Consider the following 23,335-nt stretch of genomic DNA (forward strand, 5'->3'; position numbering starts at 1 on the left):
GCCCCTCGGGGCCTTTTTTCATGGCAGGACGCATGTCGTCAGAGCGGCTTTTGCCACAGGCCGAGCAACAGATCCTGTTCCAGCGCATCCGGTCCCTGATGGGTGAAGGCGTGGCGCTGTTCACCGCTCGCTCGCCAGCCGAGGCGGCTGGTCTCCAGGATGTGGCTGCGCAGGCCCTGATCCATGGTCATGGAGAACTGGCAGCGCACCTGTTGCAGCGGGTTGAGCCCGGTCAGGGCAGGCCAGCTCAAGGGGTGCTCCATGCTCACCGGGTTGAGGCTGGTCCTCAGTTGCCACTGGTGGCGCGGGCCTGGCTGCAGGTAGAGCAGATAGCCACCCGGTGCCAGCCAGCTGACCAACTGTTCTGTCTTGATCTTGAGGTCATTGACCAGCAGCACCTGGGCCGTGCCAGGGAGTAGCGGGGCCTTGGCCGGATCGGCGATGACGAAGTGGCCCTCCGGCTGCGCCTTGTTGGCGGCGAAGATGGCGTTCTTGGCCAGATCAAAGCCGCCGAAGCGCCAGCCCGGCAGGCGCTCGGCCAGGACGCGGCAGTAGTAGCCTTCGCCACAGCCGAGGTGGATGAGTTCAGAGGTGCCGAGAGGGGCCAGCAGGCTCGCCATGGCCTCTACCAGCGGCAGCTGGTGGCCCTGTTCCAGGAAGCGGCGCTTGGCGCGCATCAGCATGCGGCTGTCGCTGTCCTTGGGATCCTTCTTGCCGGGGATAAGATCGAGATAGCCTTCCGGGGCCGGGTCGAAGTGGTGTTTCTTGTCGCAATAGACCCCGCGGGAGGCTTCATGAAGATGCAGAGCACCACGACAGATTGGGCATTGAAGATGCATAGCTACTCGCTTGGTTGAGGCCGAGAGGGGTACGATTATAGGGGAAGACGATCGAAAAAGGCTGCCGGAGCAGCCTTTTATCTGACGGCGCGGGCTGCTGCCGATCAGCGGGTACCAAACACCACTATGGTCTTGCCGTGGGCAGAGATGAGCTCTTGCTCTTCCAGCATCTTGAGGATGCGGCCGACGGTTTCGCGAGAGCAGCCGACGATCTGGCCAATCTCCTGACGGGTGATCTTGATCTGCATGCCATCCGGGTGGGTCATGGCATCCGGCTGTTTGGCCAGGTTCAGCAGGGTCTGGGCGATCCGGCCGGTCACGTCCAGGAAGGCGAGGTTGCCGACCTTCTGGCTGGTGTGCTGCAGGCGCTTGGCCATCTGGCCGGAGAGGCGCAGCAGTATGTCCGGGTTGACCTGGATCAGCTGGCGGAATTTCTTGTAGGAGATCTCGGCGACTTCACAAGCTCCCTTGGCACGTACCCAGGCGGAGCGCTCCGGATTCTCGTTCTCCTCGAACATCCCCATCTCGCCCAGGAAATCACCCTGGTTCAGGTAGGAGAGGATCATCTCCTTGCCTTCGTCGTCCTTGATCAAGACGGCGACGGTCCCCTTGACGATGTAATAGAGGGTTTCCGCTTTCTCACCGGCGTGGATCAGGGTGCTCTTGGCGGGATACTTATGAATGTGGCAATGCGACAAGAACCACTCAAGGGTGGGATCGCTTTGCGGTTTGCCAATGATCATGAGACTTCCTCTGTAGTGTCTTTTTTATGGACTCGTGCGTCCGGGCAAGTTGCCAAGCTTGCCATTCCTTGTATTGGGTCGCAGTAGAATAAGAGCCTTTGTCTGTGCTGACAAGGCTTTGGGGACTTTTGCCCGCGCCATCTTGCGCCGTTCTGCTGCGCCATCCCGGCCATTCTAGGTAAGAAGAGGTCGGAAGATGTTGATTTCGATCTATTTCCGCTGGAAGTGCACAAGATAATGGGACATGTGCCACTCGGGCCTTGGCTGAGGTATGCTATGAGCGTTATAACCGTTGTCATTGAGAGGAAATGTGAGATGAAAGCCAAGGTCAGCTGGGTGGAAGGCATGAAGTTTGTGGGTCAGAGCGAGTCCGGTCATCAGGTGACGCTGGACGGCGCGAACCCGGGCGAAGGTGCCAGCCCGATGGAGATGATCCTGCTGGCGGTCGGTGGTTGCAGCTCCATCGATGTGGTCTCCATCCTGGAGAAGGCGCGTCAGGTTGTGACCGCGTGCCATGTGGAGCTGGAAGGGGAACGGGCCGACTCGGTCCCCCGGGTCTTTGAGAAGATCCATCTGAATTTCGTCGTGACCGGCAAGGGGTTGGCCGAGAAACAGGTGGCCCGCGCGGTCGACCTGTCGATGGAAAAGTATTGTTCAGTTTCCCTGATGTTGGAAAAAGCGGTCGAAATTACCCATAGTTATCAAATCGTTGAAGCTTGATAGTTGTAGTTTGTCCCGTCGATAACGCCATGACATAAGGAAAGTGCAATGAAAAAGATGATAATGTTGCTTCCCCTGTTCGGGCTGGCTGCCTGTAGCATGCCGCAGCCGACCCAATATCAGTACAGTCAGTATCAGTGTGGGGAAGAGCTGTTGGCCATCACCTATGATGCCCAGGCCGACATGGTGCAGTTCCCCTATGCCGGTGTCTATCACAAGCTGGGGCGCATCGAGTCGCCCAAAGACACGGCCAGCTACTCAGATGGCGTTACCACCTTCTCCCACAAGGACAAGCAGGGCACCCTGGTTCAAAAAGGCGTGACTCAGCTCACCTGCGAACTCAAGTAATCCTGTGACTTGCGTGTGTCGACAACGGCCTGCCTCGAGCAGGCCGTTGTGCTTTGGGGCCTCAGCGGGCGGGCAGGGAGCCTAGCAGCTGGGCGGCGAGCTGCTGGCTGAGCTGGCGGCGGGCGGCATCATCGATGGGGCTGTCGCTGGCGAGCTGGATGGCGCTGCTCCACACCGTCTGCTGGCTCTGCCTGTCGAGCAGCAATATGGCGAGGGTGCCCTTGCGGGCATCTCCCTTGGCCTGCAGGCCCGGGGTCATGCCGAGACGGGAGAAGATCTCGCCATCGCTCATGTCCTTGCTGCCCGCCACCCCGATGGCGACCCAGACATCGGCCTCATCGAGGGGAACGCTCTGCCAGCCCTTGCCGTTGAGATCGTCACTGACCGCCTGCTGCACCGGCTCCAGCCAGCCGGCGGCGCTGTTGCCGGCGTACTGGAACTGCTCGGCCAGCGCATAGCGCGGGGTGGCGCCGTAGCGCCAGTGGTCCGCAGGCCTTACCACCATGGTGCCGGTCTCGACCGTGGGGGCGGCGGGGCCCGTGCTGCAACCGCCCAGCAGGGCGGCCATTGTTAACGAGAGAAGTACAGCGCGCATCACATGCTCCTTGGCTCAGGTGATCTTGCCCGTTTCGATCAGTTGCTGGATCAGGGGGCGCAGGATCAGCTCCATCGCAAAACCCATCTTGCCGCCCGGCACCACGATAGTGTTCATCCTCGACATGAAGGCGCCGTCGATCATCGACAGCAGGTAGGGGAAGTCCACCTGCTTGATGCCCCGAAACCGGATCACCAGCATACTCTCGTCCAGACTCGGGATCACCTTGGCGCTGAAGGGGTTGGAGGTGTCGACGGTCGGCACCCGCTGGAAGTTGATGTGGGTGCGGGAGAACTGGGGGGTGATGAAGTTGATGTAGTCATCCATGGAGCGGACGATGGAGTCGGTGACCGCCTCGCGAGAGTGGCCTCGCTCGGAGGTGTCGCGAATGAGCTTCTGGATCCACTCCAGGTTGACGATGGGCACCACCCCGATGAGAAAGTCCACGTGCCGTGCCACGTTGTGTTCGCCGGTGACCACGCCGCCGTGCAGCCCCTCGTAGAACAGCAGATCCGTCTCTCCCGGCAGATCCTGCCAGGGGGTGAAGGTGCCCGGCATCTGGTTGAAGGGCACCGCCTCGTCAAAACTGTGCAGGTAGCGCCGGTACTGGCCGCTGCCGCTCTGGCCGTACTCCTGAAAGAAGGACTCCAGCAGGCCGAAGTCATTCGCCTCCGGCCCGAAGTAGCTGATGTGACGTCCCTGTTCGCGCGCCTTGCGGATCGCCACGTCCATCTCGGGCCGGGTGTAGCGATGAAAACTGTCGCCCTCGACCACGGCCGCGTTGTACCCCAGCTGGTGGAACATGGAGCGAAACGCATTGGTGGAGGTGGAGGTGCCGGCACCGGACGAACCGGTAACCGCAATGATGGGATGCTTGGCCGACATAGAATTCTCTCTTCCTTGGGAGTTCCGTTATAAGGGGATGTTCAAAGGGCGGTCAAGTGGGTTCTCTGGCCGACCCTGGCCGTGGGAACCCTGGGGGGCAGCGAAAGCGACTGCCACTCACAGAACCACTTCCTGTTTATTCTCTGTAAATGCCATCTGTTGGTTGGATTCGCTGCCTGTGGGAGCGGGGAGGTGCCTTATTCAGGCATGTCCGGGGCGGCATAACGATGCAGGGACTCCAGGGGAACTATATTTATGCTCTCATGGAGTTCGCTGTAGACGATAACTGCGCTACCTTGCTGCAGTTGTTTTCTGACATCATCGACCTTGTCAGTCAGGCTGACATCCTGTTCACCGTATTCGGTACCCTCTTGCAGGACGAAGTGTTCGAGCAGGTTGTTGAGCGTATCCGGATCAAGCTCTTGCCAGGGGATTATCATGGTTTCATCTTCGGTCATGGAAATGGGGACATTGTCTTTGTCTGACCACCAAGCGCAAGCAGTTTGTCCGGGCGAGGTCGTCCATGCTCTCCGCTGAACAACGTCGCCTCGCCAGCCGGTTCGAGCACCACCTGCACGATGCCCGTCGGCGGGCGCTGGAAGGGGGGCTGCGCTGGTTTTGGGTCATCAACCTCATCGCCATCCTGTTTCTGATCACCCGCTTCTACGTCTATTGGGATGCCCAGATGATGCCGACCGGGCTCCTGCCCTGGCACTACGAGTGGCAGCTCATCGCCATGTTGGGCATCTGCCTGCTGCTGCCCCTTCTGTGGCGCTGGCTCTCCCGCCAGCCCTCTTCCCTGTGGCGACCCTGGCTGTGGGGCTGCGCCCTGTGCTGGGGCATGGTCTGGGCATCGACCGGCCATACCATCTCCCAGGTCGATCCCAAGGGGGGATTCGGCCTGAGCTTCAACATGGTCAGCCTGTTGCTGCTGACGGCCCTCATCGCCTTTTACAGCGAGATGCGGCTGTTCTACTGCCTGGCGGCCACTCCCTTGCTGTTTGTGCTGATACGGGCCTATGGCAGCCCGTCCCCGATCAACATGATCAACGGGCTGTCGGTGGTGGTGTTGCTCACCGTGCTGGAAACCGGGCGGCGCATGCTCAACGGCTGGTTCGAACTGGCGGTGTCGCGGGAGCACGACAACCTGGTGCTGGCGCGCAAGCTGGATGTCATGGCCAACAGCGATCCCCTGACCGGGGTGGCGAATCGCCGCTACTTTGCCACCGTCAGCGAGCAGATCCTCAAGGAGGTGCGGGCGCACCAGACCTCCCTCGCCCTGATCCTGCTGGACGTGGATTTCTTCAAGTTGTTCAACGATCGCTACGGTCACCAGCGGGGGGATGAGTGCCTGATCGCGGTGGCCGACTGCCTGCGCACCTCGTTGCGTGAACCCACGGACGTGGTGGCCCGCTATGGCGGTGAGGAGTTCGTGATCCTGCTATACGGGGCCGACGGGGCTGCCGCCGAGACGGTGGCCAAGCGGATCGCCAGCGAGCTGGCCATCTGCGCCATACCCCACGCCGATTCCAGCGTCGCCGAGCAGGTGACGGCGAGCCTCGGGATCGCCCTGCTGCGCAGCGGCGAAACCATAGGCGAGCTGCTGGTGCGGGCGGACGAGGCGCTGTATCGGGTCAAGGATGGGGGCCGCAACGGCTATCAGACGGCCCCTTGAGTCTGTTCCCGCAGCCAGAGGCTGATGCGCTCTTCCAGCCAGAAGCGGGGACGCCAGGGGGTACCGTGCAGGAAACCCACGTGGCCGCCACGGCGGCTCAGCTCATAGCGCACCTGGGGGGAGAGCTGCTCCGGTGTCGGGATCACCGCATGGGTCATGAAGGGATCGTCGGCGGCGTGAATGATCAGGGTCGGGATGGGGATGCGGCTCAGCAGCCCAAGTCCCGAGCAGGTCTGATAGTAGTGATCCGCGCTGTTGAAGCCGTGCAGGGGGGCCGTCACCTGTTCGTCAAAGTCGCGCAGGGTGGCGATGCGGGTGACCTGGTCCGGCTGCCAGCGCGCCTGGGCCGCCGTCTGATGGCGGATCTTCTTCTGCAGATTTTCCCGCATGGTGCGCAGCAGATAGCTCTGGTACACCCGTGAGAACCCCTGATTGACTCGATCGGCGCAGCTCGCCAGTTGCAGCGGCGCCGAGATCACCACGGCCGCCGTCAGCTCTCTAGGGCAGGCCTGCGCCAGCAGGTTCACCAGCATGTTGCCGCCAAGGGAATAGCCGATGGCCACCATGGGCTTGCCGGGGAAGCGGCGGCCCAGCTCGGCGATCAGCGCCTGGGCATCCTCGATGGCGCCGGAGTGATAGGCCCGCAGCAGCCGGTTCGGCTCGCCGCTGCACCCCCGAAAATGCATCAGCACCGCCTCCTTGCCCTGGCGCTGCAGATGGGCAAACAGCCCCTTGGCGTAGTGGGAGTGGATGCTCCCCTCCAGGCCGTGGAACAGCACCAGCAGTGGCTGCCGATCCTGACTGATGGGGCCGCTCCAGGCGAGATCGACAAAATCCCCGTCCGCCAGTTCGAACCGCTCGGCGGTGAAGCGGGCCGGCGCCCGGCGCAGCCACTTTGGCAATATGGTTTGCAGGTGCGGGTTGCGGGCCCACCAGGGGGCGTGGAAGTGGCTCTCTGTCAGCATGAAATGGCTCTGGGCATACGGGGCAAGGGGTGGCGAGCCGGATACTCGCCACCATCGTCAGACATCAGGCGGGCAGGCGATCGTGGTGCTCGGCACCGCGCAGCATGGCCTGGATCAGCTCGTTGGCCTCAAACTTGGTCAGCGCCTCGTGAGCACCCACCTGGTGGGCGCGCTCCACGCTGATCTCGCTGGAGAGGGAGGTGTGCAAGATGATATACGCCTCCGCCAGTTTGGGATCGCTCTGCACCTCGAACGCCAGCTCGTAGCCATCCAGGCCCGGCATCTCGATGTCGCTCACCAGGATGTCGATACGGCTGCCCTGACCCACCTTGCCCTGCATCAGGCTGAGGGCGTCGCGGCCGTTGGTGCAGACCTCGTAAGGGATATTGATGTAATCCAGCGCCGCCATCAGCTGGCGACGAGCGACCGAGGAGTCGTCCACCAGCAGGATCCGCATCGGCTTGAGCCGCTCGCGCTGCACGTCGGTCAGCACAGGATAGAGGTGGCTGGGATCGTCCGGGTAGACCCGGGAGAGGATCAGCTCCACGTCCAGCAGCTGGATCAGCTGCTCGCCGACCTTGGTCACCCCGGTCACGAACACATTGTTGCCAAGGGAGGGGGGCGGCGGCTCGATATCACGCCAGTTGCACTCGGTGATCTTGTCGATGCCGCGCACCAGGAAGCCCACCAGGGTGCGACGGCAATCCGTGATGATGATGAAGCACTGGGCCATCTCCTCCCGGGCAATGGGCCTGTAGCCCACCGCCATCGCCATGTCGATCACCGGAATGGTGGTGCCCCGCATGCTGGCGGCGCCGAGCACGGTCGGGTGCGAATGAGGCAGCGCTGTGAGCTGGGTGTAGGGCACTATCTCCTTCACCTTGAGAGTGCCGATGGCAAAAGATTGCCTGGCGGAGAGGTGAAACAGCAACATGCCCTGGGATTGGTTGGCCTTGCTCGTCATGGCGGATGTCCTGTTGATCTAAACGGGGGCGGTCAGTGTGGTGTTCAGCATAGAAGATGGTGAACGGGATGACTCGTCTGTTATTAGCGACCGCGAGCCGCAAAACTGGATCCCTTTCACCATTATTTCTTTCCTTGTTTGGCTCAGGCCGAGGCTGACTGGGACAGGGTATCGAGGGGCTGCCCGAGCCACTGCTGGCAAGCCTCGGCCAGCGCGGTCTCATCCCGATAACCGAGCTTGCCTATCACCTGGGCCGGCTTGCTGCCGCTTCGAAGCAGACGCGCCGCCTGCAGCAACTGCCACTGGGCCTGCAGGGACTGGGGGTCGAGACCGGCGGCTGCGAGGGGCTGCACATCAACGGACTTGCCCGCCTGCAGCGCTTGCCAGGCCGCTTGCAGCGATTGGTTGGCCTGGGGGGCGATGGGGCAGGTCAGCAGCTCGTCCACTATGACCCGCAGGCGATCACCATAAGCCCCTTGCCAGTCAGGATCCCGGTCCCAGCCGGCCAGGCTGCCGAGCAGGGCATCCAGCAAGGGGGTGGGCTGCACCCAGCCCGCCTGAGCGGGCTGCGCCACGCGCAGGGAGCAGGTCAGCTGATCGACCCGGCTGCCGGCCAGGGGAGTGAAGGCGGCGAGGGCATCGGCGCACAGCCAGAAGTGGCTGCCCGCGGTCAGCAACAGCTCATGGGCGCCGAGTCTCAGCAGCGCCGCTCCCTGAGTCACCCGCAGCAGCTGACCCGTGGGGGAGCGCTTGCGGGCACCGACCTGCAGATGAGGAGTGGAAAAATGCTGATATTCGATGGCGTGATGCATGTAAAAACCCTGATATGATGCTGCCTGGAGGTAACAAAAATGGAAACCAGACGTAAAAAGCGCTTCATTGCCGGTGCGGTTTGCCCGGCGTGCGGCAAGATGGACAACATGATGCTGTATATGGAGCATGGAGTCGAGAAGGTGACCTGTGTCGACTGTGGGGATACCCAGGTGCAGACCCAGGCCGAGGTGGACAAGGCGACCCGCGAGACCGAACAGGTCATAGGGGTGTTTCGTCCCGAATAAGAGCCCGTCAGGCATACGAAATGCTGTCTTAGGTGGCTGATATGGTGACATTATCCGTGAAGTCGAGTCCGCCCTCGGGGTCTCTCGTTCTTTATCAGGGTCAACCAGACATTCAGAGCGAAACCTGAGGCGGGCGACATTATCCGTGAGGTCGAGTCCGCCTTCGGGACCTCTCGTTGCTGATGAGGGCGGAATGGCCCATAAGGCCGAATCCGTCCTCCGGCTGTTTCGCTCCTGACAGGGTCACCCAGAGACATCCGGCATAAGGTTGGCGCCGTTGTGGTCTGCTGATTTTTTCAGCACGCAGCTCGGGGGCAGATCATATGCTTGGCCGCCTTTTTGAGGTATTCTGGCCCCGTTTTTTTCTATCCGCAGGATCCCTGACATGAAAGTAGCTCCCCTGAGCGTGGTTACGCTGGAATACACGGTCACCGACGAACACGGTGAAGTCATCGACACCACTGTCGGTAAAGAGCCTCTGGTGTATCTGCACGGTACCCGTTATCTGGTCTCCGGCCTCGAAGCCGAGCTGGAAGGCCGTAGCGTGGGCGAGGCGTTCGACGTCACCCTGACCCCGAGCCAGGCCTATGGCGAATATGACGAGAACCTGGTGCAAGAAGTGCCGGGCGAGCTGTTCGATGGCATGGAAGTGTCTGAAGGGGATACTTTTGTGGCCGAGACCGACGATGGCCACCGCCCGGTGACCGTCATCGAAGTGTCCGAAGAGTTCATCAAGGTTGACGGTAACCATCCGCTGGCCGGCGTGACCCTGGGCTTCAAGGTCGAGATCAAGGACGTCCGTGCCGCCACTGCCGAAGAGCTGGCTCACGGCCACGTTCACGGTGCCGGCGGCTGCGGTCACGATCATGGCCACGACCATGACCACGATCACGGCCATGAGCACGGCGGTTGCTGCGGCGGTGGTCACGGCCACGATCACGGTCATGACCACGGTGATGACCATGGTCACGGCGGTTGCTGTGGCGGCGGCGGTTGCGGTGGCAAGGGTCACCAGCACTGATCTGCCTGCTCAATAAAAAAACCCGCGTCTATCGCGGGTTTTTTTATGGGCGCCGAACACCGGCTGGGCTCAATAGTGCGGCGGCGGCGTCTCTTCGGCCATGCTGGCTATCTGGCTTGGCTGCACGCTCTGCAGCTTGTCTACCAGCAGCTGGATCTGGTGCTTGAGCCGATCCAGCTCACGGCCCTGGGTGGTCACCTCCTGATTGAGTTGCTCCACCGTGTATTCGGCGTAGGCGAGACGGCTTTCCAGGGTCTCGAGGCGATCGTTAACTTGCTGACTCATGGGCCTTTTGGTCCTTTACTTGATAGTCCAGATTTCGGCCAGGCCACTGGAACTGGCGCTGACGATGTGGCTATTGTCGCGCAAAGCCACGCCATAGACCACAGCGCTCGATGGTTTCACCTTGGGACGGGGGGAGACACGCCAGCTCTGCAGCAGGCTGCCGTCGCTGACTTGCCACAGGAGCAGTTGGCGGGAGGGGGAGCCCGTGATGAGCCATTGACCGTCGTTGGCGAAGCGAGCGCTGGTATAGACCTCGAAGCGGTGATCGAACTGCAGGCGGCTCAGCGCCTTGCCGGTGTTGAGATCCCAGATGGTGGCCTGATGGCTGTCGGCGGTGAAGGCGTAGCGCCCGCTTGGCTCCAGCCGCGCCATCACCACCCGGCCGCCGTGATTGAAGCGCCACACCACTTGGCCGGTGCCGGTGTCCCACAGGTAGGCGCTATAGTCATTGCCACCGGTGAGGGCGTAGCGGCCATTGGCGGAGAGATCCACCGTATTGACCTGTTCTGTGTGACCGAGGAACTGCAGCCTGCGACCGCTCTGGGTATCCACCCACTCGGCCTTGCCGTCGGCACGTCCGATCAGCACCTGACGGCCATCGGCAGACAGTGCCGCGTCCCTCAGGCTGGATTCAGGAAGCGAATAGTAGCCTTGGGACTGGCCATCTTGCAGACGCCAGATGGCGAAGGTGTGCTGGCTTGCCGTGATGGCGTGGCTGTCGCCTGGGGAGAAACGGGTGAGGGTCACGAAGTCATTCTGGTCATCGGACTGGCGCCAGCGCCAGCGTTCCTTGCCGAGGGCAAGATCCCACACCACTGTCCCCTGGCTCAGGCTGGAGGCGATGGCCAGCTGGCCATCCTGGCTCAGATCCGCACTCAATAAGCCCTGATCGGCGAGGCGGATCTGCTGGTCTGGTGATGAGCTCTGTTCGCAACCCGTCAGCATCAGGCAAATCGCGAGGAGATAAATGGCACTTTTGATCATTTTTCCTGTCTCATGCTTTCGTTACCTGCGATCAGGGCGTTAGTATAAGGCGCTTATCACGATAAACCTCTCATTTCACGAAGGAACCGAGAGCGGTATTTAGAGTTTTGGAGAAACTGATGAACAATTTTCTGAAGGTGTCCCTGTTGGCTGCGGCCGTTGCCGTCGGTCTGACTGCTTGCCAAAAAGACGAGAAGCCTGCTGCTAATACCGCAGAGGTCAAGGCAGAAGCCAGCAAGCCGGCAGAGGCCCCCAAGGCTGAAGCCAAGAGCTTTGAAGAGCAATCCGGCTATGCAATCGGCCTCTCCATGGGTCGTTATATCGCCAACACCCTGGAGCGTCAGCAAGAGCTCGGTATCAAGCTGGATAACACCGTCATCCTCAAAGGGGTGACCGACGGTCTGGGCAAAGAAGCCAGCATGACCGACGAAGAGATCCAGAAGGTTCTGCAAGAGTACGACGCCAAGATCAACGAGTTGACCAAGGCCAAGGCTGACAAAGACGCCGTGGACAACCTGAAGAAGGGTGACGAGTACCTGGCCGCCAACGCCAAGAAAGAGGGCGTGAAGAGCACCGAATCCGGCCTGCAATATCTGGTCGAGAAGATGGGTGACGGCGCCAAGCCCAAGGCCACCGACATCGTCAAGGTTCACTACACCGGCACCCTGACCGATGGCACCAAGTTCGACAGCTCCGTCGATCGTGGCGAGCCGGCAACCTTCCCGCTCAACCAGGTGATCCCGGGCTGGACCGAAGGCGTGCAGCTGATGCCGGTCGGTTCCAAGTTCAAGTTCTTCCTGCCGTCCAAACTGGCCTATGGCGAGCATGGCGCGGGTTCCATCCCGGCCAACGCCGTGCTGGTATTTGACGTCGAGTTGCTGGCCATCGAGAAGCCGGCCGCCGATGCTGCCGACGCGAAGAAATAAGCAGGAAACTGCACAAAAACGGCTCCTCAGGGAGCCGTTTTACTTGGTTCGCTCCGCCGCCGGCGGGAGAAGAAATAGGCTAGCCGCATCTTGAGTGTGCGCCGACTAGCCCCCAGAATAGACAACAAAATCAATCGCAAGGATGGATCCCGTGGCTGAAAGCAAACCTCGCGTCCTGTTGGTGGAAGACACCCGCAGCCTGGCCGTCGTCTATGAGCAATACCTGGCCCAGGATGGCTACGAGGTCGTGCTGGCCGACTGTGGCCAGCAGGCGCTGGCGCAGCTGATGGCGAGCCCGCCCCCCGTGGTGCTGCTGGATCTGGAGCTGCCCGACATGTCCGGCATGGACATATTGCAGCAGATCACCGAACAGCAACTGCCCTGCTCCGTGGTGGTGATCACCGCCCACGGCTCGGTGGATGTGGCGGTGGAGGCGATGCGGCACGGGGCCTTCGATTTTCTGACCAAGCCGTTCGATGGCAAGCGACTGTGTGCCACCGCGCGTAACGCCCTGACCCATCAACAACTCAGCTCGCTGGTGGCCCAGTATCGGGAAAACTTCGAGCGCAGCTCGTTCGCCGGTTTCATCGGCGCCTCCATGCCCATGCAGGCGGTCTACCGCATCATAGAGAGCGCGGCGCCGAGCAAGGCGACCGTGTTTATCACAGGCGAAAGCGGCACCGGCAAGGAGGTGTGTGCCGAGGCCATTCATCAGTGCAGCCCACGCGGGGAGCAGCCTTTTATCGCGCTCAACTGCGCCGCCATTCCCCATGATCTGATGGAGAGCGAGATCTTCGGCCACGTGAAGGGATCCTTTACCGGTGCCCAGGGGGATCGCAAGGGGGCGGCCAGCCTGGCGGACGGCGGCACCCTGTTCCTCGATGAGATCTGCGAGATGGACTTGGATCTGCAGAGCAAGCTGCTGCGCTTCATCCAGACCGGTACCTTGCAGCGGGTTGGTAGCGGCAAGCTGGAGACGGTGGATGTGCGCTTCGTCTGTGCCACCAACCGGGATCCCCTGGTGGAGGTGAAGGCGGGCCGTTTTCGAGAAGATCTCTACTACCGACTGCACGTCATTCCCCTCAGCCTGCCCCCCCTGCGGGAGCGGGGAGAGGATATTCTGCTATTAGCGCGAGATCTTCTGCTGCGTTATGCGAAGGAAGAGAACAAACGTTTCAAAGACTTCGATGCCAATGTGGTGCGGGTGCTGCTCGATTACCCCTGGCCCGGCAACGTGCGCGAGCTGCAGAACGTGGTGCGCAACATAGTGGTGCTCAACGACAAGGAGCTGGTGAGTCTGGATATCTTGCCGCCGCCCCTCAATGGCAGCCGCAGTGGCGCCATGCTGGCCCTGGCCTCTGTGGTGCCAGATGTGGTGAGCGCTCTTGCGCCGCGCAGCGCCCAAATCCGTCCGCTCTGGCTGGTGGAGAAGGAGACCATAGAGCAGGCCATCGCCAGCTGTGATGGCAACATCCCCAAGGCGGCGGCCCTGCTGGAGATCAGTCCCTCGACTATCTATCGCAAGAAACAGGGCTGGGAAGAAGCAAATCTGGGCTGATGGTTTGATGGACGCTCAGACTACTTTTTCTCAACCCATCTATCGCAAGAAACAGGGCTGAGAAGAGGCAAGCCAGGGCTGATGCCAGTATCGGGATGACATCCATCATCCTTTGCCGATGAAGGTGCGTGCGGGGCGGCCAACTGGTCGCCCTTCGGCTTTGAACCTTGTTTGCTAGAGCTTGGCGAGACGCTTGAGCCTCGCCAGCCGCTCCCCTTCGTTGGCCTGCAGCCAGCCATCCCGTGACAACAGGAACCAGGCGCGGGCAAAGTACTCTGGGGTGGCCGGATCGTCCAGCATCAGGCCGTTCTCCCCCAGCTCCTCGAACAGATAGCCATCCTCGGGCTCCTTGATCTCCGCCATATCTGCCTGCAACTGCTTCAGCTCCCCCATCGCCTGCTCGTGCAGCCCTTGCGCCCGGGTGAGGCGTGCCAGGCTCCAGCGGGCGATAAAGGCCTTGGCCGGATTGCCGTGCTGCTCATGCCAGTTCAGACACTTCTGCTGACAGCTCCTGGCCTCCTCAAAGCGCCCCAGTTCGAACAGGGTCCAGCCCTGATTGTTGTAAAGGCTCGGCAGCCAGCCTTGCGCCCGTTCGTCCCGGCTGCGCTCGACCAGTGTCATCGCCAGCTGATGCCAGCGGCTCTGCTCCTCCAGCGGTGCGGTGATGGCCACCATATGGGCAGCATCTATTGCCAAGAACTCCTCCCCCTGCCTGAGCCCAAGCTGCCAGGCCTGCTCAAACAGCGGCTTGGCACTGGCCTTGTCGCCGGCGGAGTTGAAACAGCGGCCGCGCTCCAGCAGGGCGCGAAGGCGGGCTCGCGGGGTGGTATCGGTGAGGCGGGGTTCTATCTCGTCCAGCAGTTGGTGCGCCTCTGCAAACTGGCGCCGTAGGGAGTGGGTGCGAGCTATCTGGGTCAGTAACTCCAGCTCGTACTGCAGATCGGCGGCGCGCGCCTCGGGCAACAGGGCATGAAAGCGCTCTGCGCTGGCGGCGGGATCCTGATAATCCCACAGGGTCATGAAGTCGGGCGGGTTGCTCATCTGGCCTCCTGGCTGGCATTCCTGCCACCAAGATGCCAATCGGCCATTGTTTGTACAAGAGGCGCCCGTCACAGGGCGCCTCTCGGTCAGTCAGCAATCAACACACTCGGCGCTTAATACACCATGGCCAGGCTCATCAGCATCAGGCCGAGGGCGGCGAATGCTCCCTCTTTGATGGCCAGACGGGGTACCAGCGCCTTGGGCAGGGCCGGGAACAGGCTAAGGGCAAAGCCAAGGCCGGGCATCAGCCAGTGAAAGCCGGGGCTGCGTTGGGCAGGATCGGCCGCGCCATTGATGACGATGAGCAGGATGAAGAGGGTAAACGCAGGCAGGATGAACCAGCGGGCGCTGCCGGAGGCGACGGCGCGCAGCGGCGAGATGCGATAGAGCACCAGGGTGACGATAAACAGCACCAGGGGGGCCAACAGATAGAGCGGGGCCGGGTTCATGGTAGAGGCTCTCCAGATGATGGGGGGCGAATTTAATCAGCCAGGGGAGGGGATGACCAGCACCTAGGCCCCGGGCTGTGAGGCCGATCTCAGGCAAAGGTTTGCTGGGACTGGCTTAACGCAGCCAGAACCAGGCGCCGGCGAATGCCAGCCAGCTCAACACCAGCAAGACCCAGGGCAGGGGATGCTGGCGGGAGAGCTCGATCACCTCGACCTCGCTCTCTTCTTCCTGCTCGCCTTGCGGCAGCGTCTTTGCCTTGGCTTGCAGCTTCTTCTGACGACTGGCTTCCCGTGCCCTGGCCTTCATCTGCTTCTTGTATTCGTCTATGCCCTTCTGGACCCCCTGGGCGATCAGCTGGGTCTGCTCCTTGGTCTGGCCCGGCTTCTGGTTGGCACGGGCTATCTTCATCGCCTCTTGCTGGGTCTCGGGGGAAATCTTGTCGTACTTGGCCATTCAAGGCTCTCCTTGGCATCGATTGGCGGCAAGTATGCCATAACTGCGACCGCCAGGCTGCCATCCCCTGAGCCGAAATAGGGTGTCAGAGGCATGGAGAATGGCGTGAATATCGGAATAGGAAAACAGGTTGCGGGGGTGATCACATTTAGCGGAATTTGTGAGTCGTCGATGAAAAAGCGTCACAGGTTGTTTGTTATATTACCGCCCGACCCGAGGCTGGGTCGTCCAATAACAATATAAAAAGGTGATATGGAAATGCATTATAAATTTATCAAAGGAAGTGTCGCACTGGCTGTGCTCGCCGCTCTGAGTGGTTGCAATTCCTCCAAGAATGAAAGTGTCGCCCCCTGTACCGAAAATGTCTGCAAACTGACCGTCCTGCATACCAATGATACCCACGGCCGTTTCTGGCACAACGCCGAGGGTGAATATGGTATGGCCGCTCAGAAGACCCTGGTCGAGCGCCTGCGCAGCGAGGCCAAGGCAGCGGGCAGCGAGGTGCTGGTGCTGTCCGGTGGTGACGTGAATACAGGGGTGCCGGAGTCCGATCTGCAGGATGCCGAACCCGATTTCATCGGTATGAACAGCATCCGCTACGATGCCATGGCGGTGGGCAACCACGAGTTCGATAACCCCTTGAGCGTCCTCGAGAAGCAGCGTGGGTGGGCCAAGTTCCCCATGCTGTCTGCCAACATCTACGACAAGGCCAGCGGCAAGCACTATTTCGACCCCTACAAGGTGTTCAAGCTGGACAACGGCCTCAAGGTCGCCGTGCTGGGCTTGACCACGGAAGACACAGCCCAGCTGGTGGATCCCAACAACGTCAAGACCCTGGAATTCCGCGATCCGACAACGGAAGCGGCCAAGCTGGGCCAGCAGATCCGCAGCAACAAGGAAGCGAACCTTGTCTTCGCCATCACCCACATGGGTCATTACGAGAATGGTCTGCACGGCAGCAATGCCCCGGGAGATGTGGAGATGGCACGCGCGCTGCCGGCCGGTACCCTGGATGCCATCATTGGTGGTCACTCCCAGAACCCGGTCTGCATGGAGCCGGGCACTCCGAACAAGTACGCCAGCTTCAAGCCGGGTGACGACTGTCTGCCGGACCAGCAAAACGGCACCTGGATCATGCAGGCCCACGAGTGGGGCAAGTATGTGGGGCGTGCCCAGTTTGACTACCAGAATGGCAAGCTGACCCTGACCAGCTATGAACTGATTCCGGTCAATCTGGTGAAGCGTAATTCCAAGAATGAAGCCATTGATGCACAAGGTAATGTGACCAAAGACATCACCAAGATGCAGCTGTTCCAGGAAGCCATCACCAAAGATGCTGAACTCTACAACACGCTGTTGCCCTATCAGGAAAAGGGTCAGCAGGAGCTTGGAGTCGAGATTGCCAGCACTGATGGCCGCCTCAATGGCGATAAGGCGGACGTACGCAGCAAGCAAACTAACTTGGGTCGACTCATCACTACAGCGACTGCTGAAAAGTTGGGGGCAGATTTCGGTATCGTGAACTCAGGTGGCGTTAGGGCATCAATTGCTACCGGTACTATCACATATGGCTCAGTACTGACCGTTCATCCGTTTGGCAATACTGTCAACAAGGCGACGATGACGGGGGCTGAATTGGAAGTCTATCTGGCTAAACTTGCGACCAGGGCCGCGACTGGCAGTGATGGTGGTTATCCCCAGTTTGGCGGCATTAATATGCAGGTTGATTGCCAAGCCAAGAGCGTCGCTATTACCTCTGTCGGTGGCAAAGCATTTAACCCCAGTACTGCTTACAGTTTCTCTATTCCTAGCTTCAGTGCTGCAGGTGGCGATGGTTACCCGGTTATCAACACCATTAATGCTGGGTTGGTCGATGCTGGAGTGCTGAAAGAGTATTTGGAGCTCAAGGGGAATATTCATGCTGCTGACTATGAACCTGCGGGTGAGGTGAGTTTCATTAACAGTGCAGTGACCACGGGTTGTAAATAAACTACCACCTTGTTTAAGTCCTAATCGGGTCATGCAATCAGTTTTCTGCAAGGTTCTCTACTGTAGTTGAAAGATTGATTTGATCACGAAGAATGCACAGTAAAAATAAAAGAGGCGGCCTATTGGTCGCCTCTTTTATTTATGGTGCTTCATTAAATTGATGTGGTTGTTATTAACGGTGGTGCCTGTTCCGGGCGTTATTGCCACAGTGCAATAGCATTCAGGACACCGAAATAAAAAGGCGACCCAGAGGTCGCCTTTTTATATCTTCCGGATGGAGAGCCTTACAGCTGCTCGATACCGGCGATGTGCCAGGGTGCGTTGTCCTTGGCCAGGTTGCGCTCGAGGTGCCACACCTCCTTGATGTCCTCCTCGACGTTCTCCTGACGGTCCATGTAGCGGCCGCTGAAGCGTACGCTGACCTGGGCCCAGTCACTGCCGTAGTCGGCACGGACCAGCTGGGTGTCCACGTACATGACTTCGGTATGCTGCTCGCCGGTCAGCTCGGCGCGCTCGGCCTTGAGGTGTTCGAACAGCTCAGGGCTCACGTACTCGCGTACCTTCTCCAGATCGTTCTTGTTCCAGGCCTCTTGCAGGGTGCGATAGTGATCGCGGGCACCGGACAGGAAACCATTCATGTCAAAGCCCGGGGGCAGACGGAACGGCACGTCGCTGTCGGCAAAACCGGTCGCCTGGGGGGCGCTGTGGCTCTGCTCAAACTGCTGCGGGGCCTGGGGAGGCTGATAGCCGGCATAGGCTGTCTGTGGCTGAGCCGTCGCCGCCTTGTTCTTGCGCATGGCGCGAAACAGGAAGACGGCACCCAGGGCCAGCAGGGCGATCAGCAGCATGTCCATGCCCTGCAGACCTTCGAAGGCGCCGCTACCCAGCAGGTAGGCGAACAGGCCGCCAGCCAGCAGGCCGCCGAGCAAGCCACCCATCATGCCACTCTTCTTGGGCGCCGCAGCCAGGGTCGGGTTCTTGCCGTTCACTGGTGCTGCTGCCGGAGCCGGTTGGGCCGGCGCCGTCTTGTAGCTCTTGCCAAAGGATTTGCCGCCGCCAAATTTCTTGGCTTCGGCGATGGGTGCCCCGAGGCCTATGGCCAGGATCACGGCAAACAGGGTCAGCATCTTTTTCATTTTGACTCTTTTCACTCTCATGTGGATGGGGGCATGCTCTGCTTGTGCAAACTCAGCGAGGCGCATGGCAGGCTGCCTGTCCCTTTTTGTGTTGCAGCTTGTGACTATGATTAACACGTTTGGCATGAATTATTCATGAACAAATTGTTCCATTCCGGGGCACCCAAGAGGAGAGTTGCATGAAAAATAGACGCCCGAGTCGGACGGTACGCAGACAACGCAACAAGGCGAGAGCCAAGGTGCAGGATCAGACCCTGATCTGGCCCTTTATCGTAGTGTGAGGAGGCCCAACCTCATATCCAGGTGCAGTGATGGCAACCCATGGGAGGACGGTTACGCCAGAGTGAGGTTAATAGGGCGCATTAGCGCTCGCGATGACGGGGTTTCTTTTGTAAAATTCCCGTCCCCTTCCCGCTGCGGTTTTTATGTGTATGGCAGAGCAAGTGACGGCGAAAAAAGACGCCAAGACACAACAGCTGAAAGTTCCCCCCCACTCCTTTGAGGCCGAGCAGTCCGTACTGGGCGGCCTTATGCTGGATAACGATGCCTGGGATCGGGTGGCCGAGCGGGTGATCGACAAGGATTTCTACAGCCGTCCCCATCGCCTCATCTTCCAGGCCATGACCCGCCTCTCCAACGTGGGTAACCCCATCGATCTCATCACGCTGCAAGAGGAGCTGGAGCGCTCCGAGCAGTTGGAAGAGTCGGGCGGTTTTGCCTATCTGGTGGAGATCGCGAAAAATACCCCGAGCGCCGCCAACATCAACGCCTACGCCGAGATCGTGCGCGAGCGGGCCGTGGTGCGGGAGATGATCTCGGTCGCCAACGAGATAGTCGAGGCGGGTTACGAGCCTCAGGGCCGCACCTCCGGCGATCTGCTGGATCTGGCCGAGAGCAAGGTGTTCCAGATTGCCGAGCAGCGCACCAGCGCCAATGAGGGCCCCCAGCCTCTGAAGCTCATCCTGGAGCAGACGGTCGACAAGATTGAAGAGCTGTTCAAGACCCCTCACAACGGGGTGACCGGGGTCTCCAGCGGTTACGGGGATCTGGACAAGATGACCGCAGGTCTGCAGCGCTCGGATCTCATTATCGTCGCGGCCCGTCCCTCCATGGGCAAGACCACCTTTGCCATGAACCTGTGCGAGCATGCGGCGCTGACCGCCGACAAGCCTGTACTGATCTTCTCCCTCGAGATGCCCTCCGAGCAGATCATCATGCGTATGCTCGCCTCGGTGGGGCGCATCGATCAGACCAAGGTGCGGACCGGTCAGCTCGACGACGAGGATTGGGCGCGCCTCTCCTCCACCATGGGGCTCCTGCTCGAGAAGGGCAAGATGTACATAGACGACGCCTCCGGCCTGACCCCGACCGACGTGCGCTCCCGTGCGCGCCGCATCGCTCGTGAGCACGGCGGGCTCTCCATGATCATGATCGACTACCTGCAACTGATGCGGGTGCCATCCCTCTCCGACAATCGGACCCTGGAAATCGGTGAAATCTCCCGCTCCCTCAAGGCGCTGGCGAAAGAGCTGCAATGCCCTGTGGTGGCGCTCTCCCAGTTGAACCGAAGCCTGGAACAGCGCGCCGACAAGCGCCCGGTCAACTCGGATCTGCGGGAATCCGGCTCCATCGAGCAGGATGCGGATTTGATCATGTTCATCTACCGCGACGAGGTGTATCACGACGACAGCCCAGACAAGGGGATCGCCGAGATCATCATAGGCAAGCAGCGTAACGGCCCCATAGGCCGTGTTCGCCTCACCTTCCAGGGCCAGTTCTCCCGGTTCGACAACTACGCAGGCCCGGCCTTTGACGACGATTATTAACCGGGAGCTAATCGCTCCCCGATGACAAGACACAGTTTTCCCGGTTCGACAATTCTGCCGGTCCGGCCTTAGACGATGACTATTAAGGGCTGGTACCTCTGTGCCTGGCGCCGCGCGCCACATGCCCTCGTAAGGGAAAACAGATGAAAGCGGCTATTGCCCAAATCGATACAGCGGCCCTGCGCCACAACCTCGCCGTGGTCAAACGCCACGCCCCCTCCTGCAAGATCATCGCCGTGGTCAAGGCCAACGCCTATGGCCATGGCCTGCTGCCGGTCGCCCGCACCCTGGTGGATGCGGATGCCTACGCGGTGGCCCGCATCGAGGAGGCGCTGATGCTGCGCTCCTGCGCCGTGGTCAAACCCATAGTGCTGTTGGAGGGCTTCTTCTCGAGCGCAGACTTGCCTGTGTTGGCGGCCAACAACCTGCAGACCGCCGTGCACACCTGGGAGCAGCTCGAAGCGCTGGAGCAGGCCCAGCTGCCGGCCCCCGTAGTGGCCTGGCTCAAGCTCGATACCGGCATGCACCGGCTCGGGGTGCGGGCCGACGAGATGCCCGCCTTTATCGAGCGCCTCGGCAAGTGCAAGAACGTGGTGCAGCCGTTCAACATCATGACCCACTTCAGCCGCTCCGATGAGCTGGATCAAACCACCACCCGTGAGCAGATCGACCTGTTCAGCCGCTTGACCGCCCCCCTCAAGGGTGAACGGGCCATGGCGAACTCGGCGGGCATCCTGGCCTGGCCGGATTCCCACTGCGACTGGGTGCGCCCGGGCGTCATCCTGTACGGCGTATCGCCGTTCCCGGGCACTGTGGCAGCGGATTACGACCTGAAACCCGTGATGACCCTCAAAACCCAGCTTATTGCGGTGCGGGATCACAAGGCCGGTGAGCCGGTGGGCTACGGCGCGAACTGGGTATCGGAGCGCGATACCCGGCTCGGGGTTATCGCCATCGGTTACGGCGACGGTTATCCGCGCATGGCGCCCAACGGCACGTCCGTGCTGGTCAATGGCCGCATAGTGCCCCTGGTGGGCCGGGTCTCCATGGATATGACTACGGTGGATCTGGGCCCAGGCGCCACCGACAAGGCCGGTGACGAGGCCGTGCTCTGGGGTGAAGGCCTGCCGGTGGAGCGGGTGGCCGAGGAGATAGGGACCATTCCCTATGAGCTGATCACCAAGCTGACGTCCAGAGTCTTTATGGAGTATGTGTAGGGGCTATGAGCCCCAGTCGCGCTATATCCGATTGCCAGCATGCTCAAAAAGGCCGCCCCAGAAGGCGGCCTTTTTGTGCAGATTGAGTTATCACCAGACACGTCGGACCCGGCTTAAATAGCTGGCTGGTAAGACAATCTGTTTTTCGCACTCTGCCGACATGCACGAGAAAGTGATTGGAGCCTTTAACGAGAAGTATCACTGCAACTGATTGGAGGCATTCCCCAGAAAGGGTTGTCTGCGGAAGGTAAACATTAAAAATGTCAGTCTTGCCACCATTGATGGATTCAATAGGGCATGGCAATATCGAGTCTTCTATGTCATTGAGCCTAGGATTGGGTGATGGAATCGACAGGGAGTGTTAACAGCAATGTTGCTGCACGGCTTGCAAATTGTTTTTTGGTTGAGCCGAAATGCAGAGCCAGTTTATCGGTCTTTGTTTTGGTTATAAAATGAGCAGGGTTCTTTTGCTCATACTGGTCAATACCACTCTTACTCATTTCAAAGTGCGATCATACAACCGATTTGCGGAGATGTTTGCATTTAACCCTATTTTGACCACGTTCGAGAAACTTGATTACTATGGGGCGCATAATAGGGGTTGCTATGGTGATTCTATTCATGGTTTCTGTCGGACATCTCTAGTTTCATGGGTTTCTGGTGCTGGCCCTAGTGTTATTTCAAACGAAAAATATAAATTACCGGTGACGAAGCTCTCGAATAAATACGCTGCGACCGTAACACTCGGTTGACCGTGTAGTGAGATTGATTGCGAAGATACTCACCAACGAAGAATGAGATAAATATCCATAAAGTAAAGATGCTGATCTGTATCGGGGATAGCAATGAATATTAAAAAAATTCTCTGGCGTTTGATTATGCTGCTCATTATTTTATTTGTCATCATCCTATCTTGCACTGCTTCTGATACTGTGAGTTGGCAGGAAGAGGTTGTGCTGCACGATGGTAGCAAGATTATGGTAGATAGATCACAGAGTTATGGTGGTCGTCGTGAACTAGGGCAATCTCCTCCCATAAAGGAGCAAACGATTTCATTTACCATGCCTGGTACTCGTGAATATATTTTATGGAAGAATGAGTATGGGAGGGATATCAAGAGAGCAAATTTCACACCGCTTGCCCTTCACATATCAGATGGGGTGCCATATATTATATTAACAACCACATCATGCCTTTCTTACAATAAATGGGGCAGACCCAATCCCCCTTATGTTATTTTTAAATTCCAGAGTAAAGTATGGCAGCGTATTTTGCTGGAAGAACTTCCCATTGAATTAGATAGCATAAATTTGGTGGTAACCACCAAATCTAATGAGGAAGTTCTACTGGATGAATCCCCAATAAACTCAGTGTTAATGAAAGAGCTAAATAGAGATATCAATCAACCTGAATTGAATGGCATTTTAAGAAAATCAGTTTATACAGGTTATTGCCCAGTCATGATCCACGATGGAAAGGGGAATTGGAGGAGTGATGATTCATTTAAACGCCAGCCTGATATTGATGCCTGTTTAAAAAAATGCGAACGAACAGGGTACGATGTTAAGCATTGCCCTTGCGATCATATTTTTGGAGAAAAATAACATGGATAGTAACATCGAATATGCGCTGATGGCAGGGCGTGCCTACCAAGATA

General features: G+C 59.3%; 25 protein-coding genes and 1 pseudogene. 12 read left to right on the plus strand and 14 right to left on the minus strand.

Annotation, left to right across the window (positions count from 1 at the left end; genetic code table 11):
• Positions 1-38: 38 nt before the first annotated feature.
• Together CUC44_RS01265 and crp are read right to left on the minus strand one after the other, a co-directional pair.
• Positions 39-839: a putative RNA methyltransferase gene (locus CUC44_RS01265; RefSeq protein WP_100858195.1), complete on the minus strand. Its 801-nt coding sequence runs from the start codon at positions 837-839 to the stop codon at positions 39-41.
• Between the two features lie 104 nt (positions 840-943).
• Complete coding sequence (gene crp, locus CUC44_RS01270; RefSeq protein ID WP_025328082.1) at positions 944-1,582, minus strand: cAMP-activated global transcriptional regulator CRP; 639 nt, start codon at positions 1,580-1,582, stop codon at positions 944-946.
• Positions 1,583-1,897: 315 nt separating this feature from the next.
• Here crp and CUC44_RS01275 point away from each other — a divergent pair, with 315 nt between their 5' ends.
• Both CUC44_RS01275 and CUC44_RS01280 read left to right on the plus strand, forming a co-directional pair.
• On the plus strand, positions 1,898-2,302 hold the full coding sequence (locus CUC44_RS01275) for an OsmC family protein (protein ID WP_167388738.1): 405 nt from the start codon (positions 1,898-1,900) through the stop codon (positions 2,300-2,302).
• A 48-nt stretch (positions 2,303-2,350) separates the two neighbouring features.
• Entirely contained in the window at positions 2,351-2,650 is a 300-nt protein-coding gene (locus CUC44_RS01280) for a hypothetical protein (protein WP_100858197.1), read from the plus strand.
• 61 nt (positions 2,651-2,711) lie between these two features.
• Here the strand turns inward: CUC44_RS01280 and CUC44_RS01285 are convergent, their stop codons facing one another.
• The 3 genes from CUC44_RS01285 to CUC44_RS01295 all read right to left on the minus strand — a co-directional run bounded on the left by CUC44_RS01285 (position 2,712) and on the right by CUC44_RS01295 (position 4,570).
• Positions 2,712-3,245, minus strand: a complete 534-nt coding sequence (locus CUC44_RS01285) for a DUF4136 domain-containing protein (protein ID WP_100858198.1) — start codon at positions 3,243-3,245, stop codon at positions 2,712-2,714.
• A gap of 15 nt (positions 3,246-3,260) precedes the next feature.
• Complete coding sequence (locus tag CUC44_RS01290; protein WP_100858199.1) at positions 3,261-4,130, minus strand: phosphoribulokinase; 870 nt, start codon at positions 4,128-4,130, stop codon at positions 3,261-3,263.
• 197 nt (positions 4,131-4,327) lie between these two features.
• The gene (locus CUC44_RS01295; protein WP_100858252.1) at positions 4,328-4,570 is read right to left on the minus strand and encodes a YheU family protein; all 243 of its coding nucleotides are present in this window, start codon (positions 4,568-4,570) and stop codon (positions 4,328-4,330) included.
• Positions 4,571-4,653: 83 nt separating this feature from the next.
• Between CUC44_RS01295 and CUC44_RS01300 the strand changes: the two genes are divergently transcribed.
• Positions 4,654-5,805 carry a sensor domain-containing diguanylate cyclase gene (locus tag CUC44_RS01300; RefSeq protein WP_100858200.1) on the plus strand — a complete coding sequence of 384 codons (1,152 nt, stop codon included), beginning with the start codon at positions 4,654-4,656 and terminating at the stop codon, positions 5,803-5,805.
• Here CUC44_RS01300 and CUC44_RS01305 read toward each other — a convergent pair.
• The 3 genes from CUC44_RS01305 to CUC44_RS01315 all read right to left on the minus strand — a co-directional run bounded on the left by CUC44_RS01305 (position 5,790) and on the right by CUC44_RS01315 (position 8,546).
• Complete coding sequence (locus CUC44_RS01305; RefSeq protein ID WP_100858201.1) at positions 5,790-6,770, minus strand: hydrolase; 981 nt, start codon at positions 6,768-6,770, stop codon at positions 5,790-5,792. The genes CUC44_RS01300 and CUC44_RS01305 overlap by 16 nt on opposite strands.
• A 64-nt stretch (positions 6,771-6,834) precedes the next feature.
• A complete protein-coding gene (locus tag CUC44_RS01310; RefSeq protein WP_100858202.1) occupies positions 6,835-7,734 on the minus strand; it encodes a chemotaxis protein CheV in 900 nt (299 codons plus the stop codon).
• A gap of 143 nt (positions 7,735-7,877) precedes the next feature.
• Positions 7,878-8,546, minus strand: coding sequence for a helix-turn-helix transcriptional regulator (locus tag CUC44_RS01315; RefSeq protein ID WP_100858203.1), 669 nt, complete (start codon positions 8,544-8,546; stop codon positions 7,878-7,880).
• Between the two features lie 39 nt (positions 8,547-8,585).
• Between CUC44_RS01315 and CUC44_RS01320 the strand changes: the two genes are divergently transcribed.
• A complete protein-coding gene (locus CUC44_RS01320; RefSeq protein WP_100858204.1) occupies positions 8,586-8,792 on the plus strand; it encodes a YheV family putative zinc ribbon protein in 207 nt (68 codons plus the stop codon).
• 385 nt (positions 8,793-9,177) lie between these two features.
• Positions 9,178-9,813 carry an FKBP-type peptidyl-prolyl cis-trans isomerase gene (locus CUC44_RS01325; protein WP_100858205.1) on the plus strand — a complete coding sequence of 212 codons (636 nt, stop codon included), beginning with the start codon at positions 9,178-9,180 and terminating at the stop codon, positions 9,811-9,813.
• A gap of 69 nt (positions 9,814-9,882) precedes the next feature.
• On the opposite strand, the gene CUC44_RS01330 is transcribed toward CUC44_RS01325, so the two are convergent.
• Positions 9,883-10,098, minus strand: coding sequence for a SlyX family protein (locus CUC44_RS01330; RefSeq protein ID WP_100858206.1), 216 nt, complete (start codon positions 10,096-10,098; stop codon positions 9,883-9,885).
• 15 nt (positions 10,099-10,113) lie between these two features.
• Positions 10,114-11,082, minus strand: coding sequence for a WD40 repeat domain-containing protein (locus CUC44_RS01335; protein ID WP_100858207.1), 969 nt, complete (start codon positions 11,080-11,082; stop codon positions 10,114-10,116).
• 119 nt (positions 11,083-11,201) lie between these two features.
• Between CUC44_RS01335 and fkpA the strand changes: the two genes are divergently transcribed.
• A complete protein-coding gene (gene fkpA / locus CUC44_RS01340) occupies positions 11,202-12,008 on the plus strand; it encodes an FKBP-type peptidyl-prolyl cis-trans isomerase (RefSeq protein WP_100858208.1) in 807 nt (268 codons plus the stop codon).
• A gap of 151 nt (positions 12,009-12,159) precedes the next feature.
• Positions 12,160-13,566, plus strand: a complete 1,407-nt coding sequence (locus tag CUC44_RS01345) for a sigma-54-dependent transcriptional regulator (protein WP_100858209.1) — start codon at positions 12,160-12,162, stop codon at positions 13,564-13,566.
• Positions 13,567-13,740: 174 nt separating this feature from the next.
• Here CUC44_RS01345 and CUC44_RS01350 read toward each other — a convergent pair whose 3' ends face one another.
• The 3 genes from CUC44_RS01350 to CUC44_RS01360 all read right to left on the minus strand — a co-directional run bounded on the left by CUC44_RS01350 (position 13,741) and on the right by CUC44_RS01360 (position 15,510).
• Positions 13,741-14,607, minus strand: coding sequence for a tetratricopeptide repeat protein (locus tag CUC44_RS01350; protein WP_100858210.1), 867 nt, complete (start codon positions 14,605-14,607; stop codon positions 13,741-13,743).
• A gap of 113 nt (positions 14,608-14,720) precedes the next feature.
• Complete coding sequence (locus tag CUC44_RS01355; RefSeq protein WP_100858211.1) at positions 14,721-15,056, minus strand: hypothetical protein; 336 nt, start codon at positions 15,054-15,056, stop codon at positions 14,721-14,723.
• 115 nt (positions 15,057-15,171) lie between these two features.
• On the minus strand, positions 15,172-15,510 hold the full coding sequence (locus CUC44_RS01360) for a DUF2956 domain-containing protein (protein ID WP_100858212.1): 339 nt from the start codon (positions 15,508-15,510) through the stop codon (positions 15,172-15,174).
• 258 nt (positions 15,511-15,768) lie between these two features.
• Between CUC44_RS01360 and ushA the strand changes: the two genes are divergently transcribed.
• Complete coding sequence (gene ushA / locus CUC44_RS01365; RefSeq protein ID WP_100858213.1) at positions 15,769-17,499, plus strand: bifunctional UDP-sugar hydrolase/5'-nucleotidase UshA; 1,731 nt, start codon at positions 15,769-15,771, stop codon at positions 17,497-17,499.
• A gap of 284 nt (positions 17,500-17,783) precedes the next feature.
• On the opposite strand, the gene CUC44_RS01370 is transcribed toward ushA, so the two are convergent.
• Positions 17,784-18,635, minus strand: a complete 852-nt coding sequence (locus CUC44_RS01370; protein ID WP_100858214.1) for a Tim44 domain-containing protein — start codon at positions 18,633-18,635, stop codon at positions 17,784-17,786.
• Between the two features lie 431 nt (positions 18,636-19,066).
• Here CUC44_RS01370 and dnaB point away from each other — a divergent pair, with 431 nt between their 5' ends.
• The 4 genes and pseudogenes from dnaB to CUC44_RS01390 all read left to right on the plus strand — a co-directional run bounded on the left by dnaB (position 19,067) and on the right by CUC44_RS01390 (position 23,282).
• Positions 19,067-20,461 carry a replicative DNA helicase gene (gene dnaB, locus CUC44_RS01375; RefSeq protein WP_100858215.1) on the plus strand — a complete coding sequence of 465 codons (1,395 nt, stop codon included), beginning with the start codon at positions 19,067-19,069 and terminating at the stop codon, positions 20,459-20,461.
• A 143-nt stretch (positions 20,462-20,604) separates the two neighbouring features.
• On the plus strand, positions 20,605-21,678 hold the full coding sequence (alr, locus tag CUC44_RS01380) for an alanine racemase (protein WP_100858216.1): 1,074 nt from the start codon (positions 20,605-20,607) through the stop codon (positions 21,676-21,678).
• A 97-nt stretch (positions 21,679-21,775) separates the two neighbouring features.
• Positions 21,776-21,889 (plus strand): annotated as a pseudogene (locus tag CUC44_RS01385) (IS1 family transposase); the annotation flags it as partial.
• Between the two features lie 634 nt (positions 21,890-22,523).
• Entirely contained in the window at positions 22,524-23,282 is a 759-nt protein-coding gene (locus CUC44_RS01390; protein ID WP_100858217.1) for a hypothetical protein, read from the plus strand.
• Positions 23,283-23,335 lie beyond the last annotated feature (53 nt).

The organism is Aeromonas lusitana, from assembly GCF_002812985.1.
Taxonomy (GTDB): Bacteria; Pseudomonadota; Gammaproteobacteria; order Enterobacterales; family Aeromonadaceae; genus Aeromonas; species Aeromonas lusitana.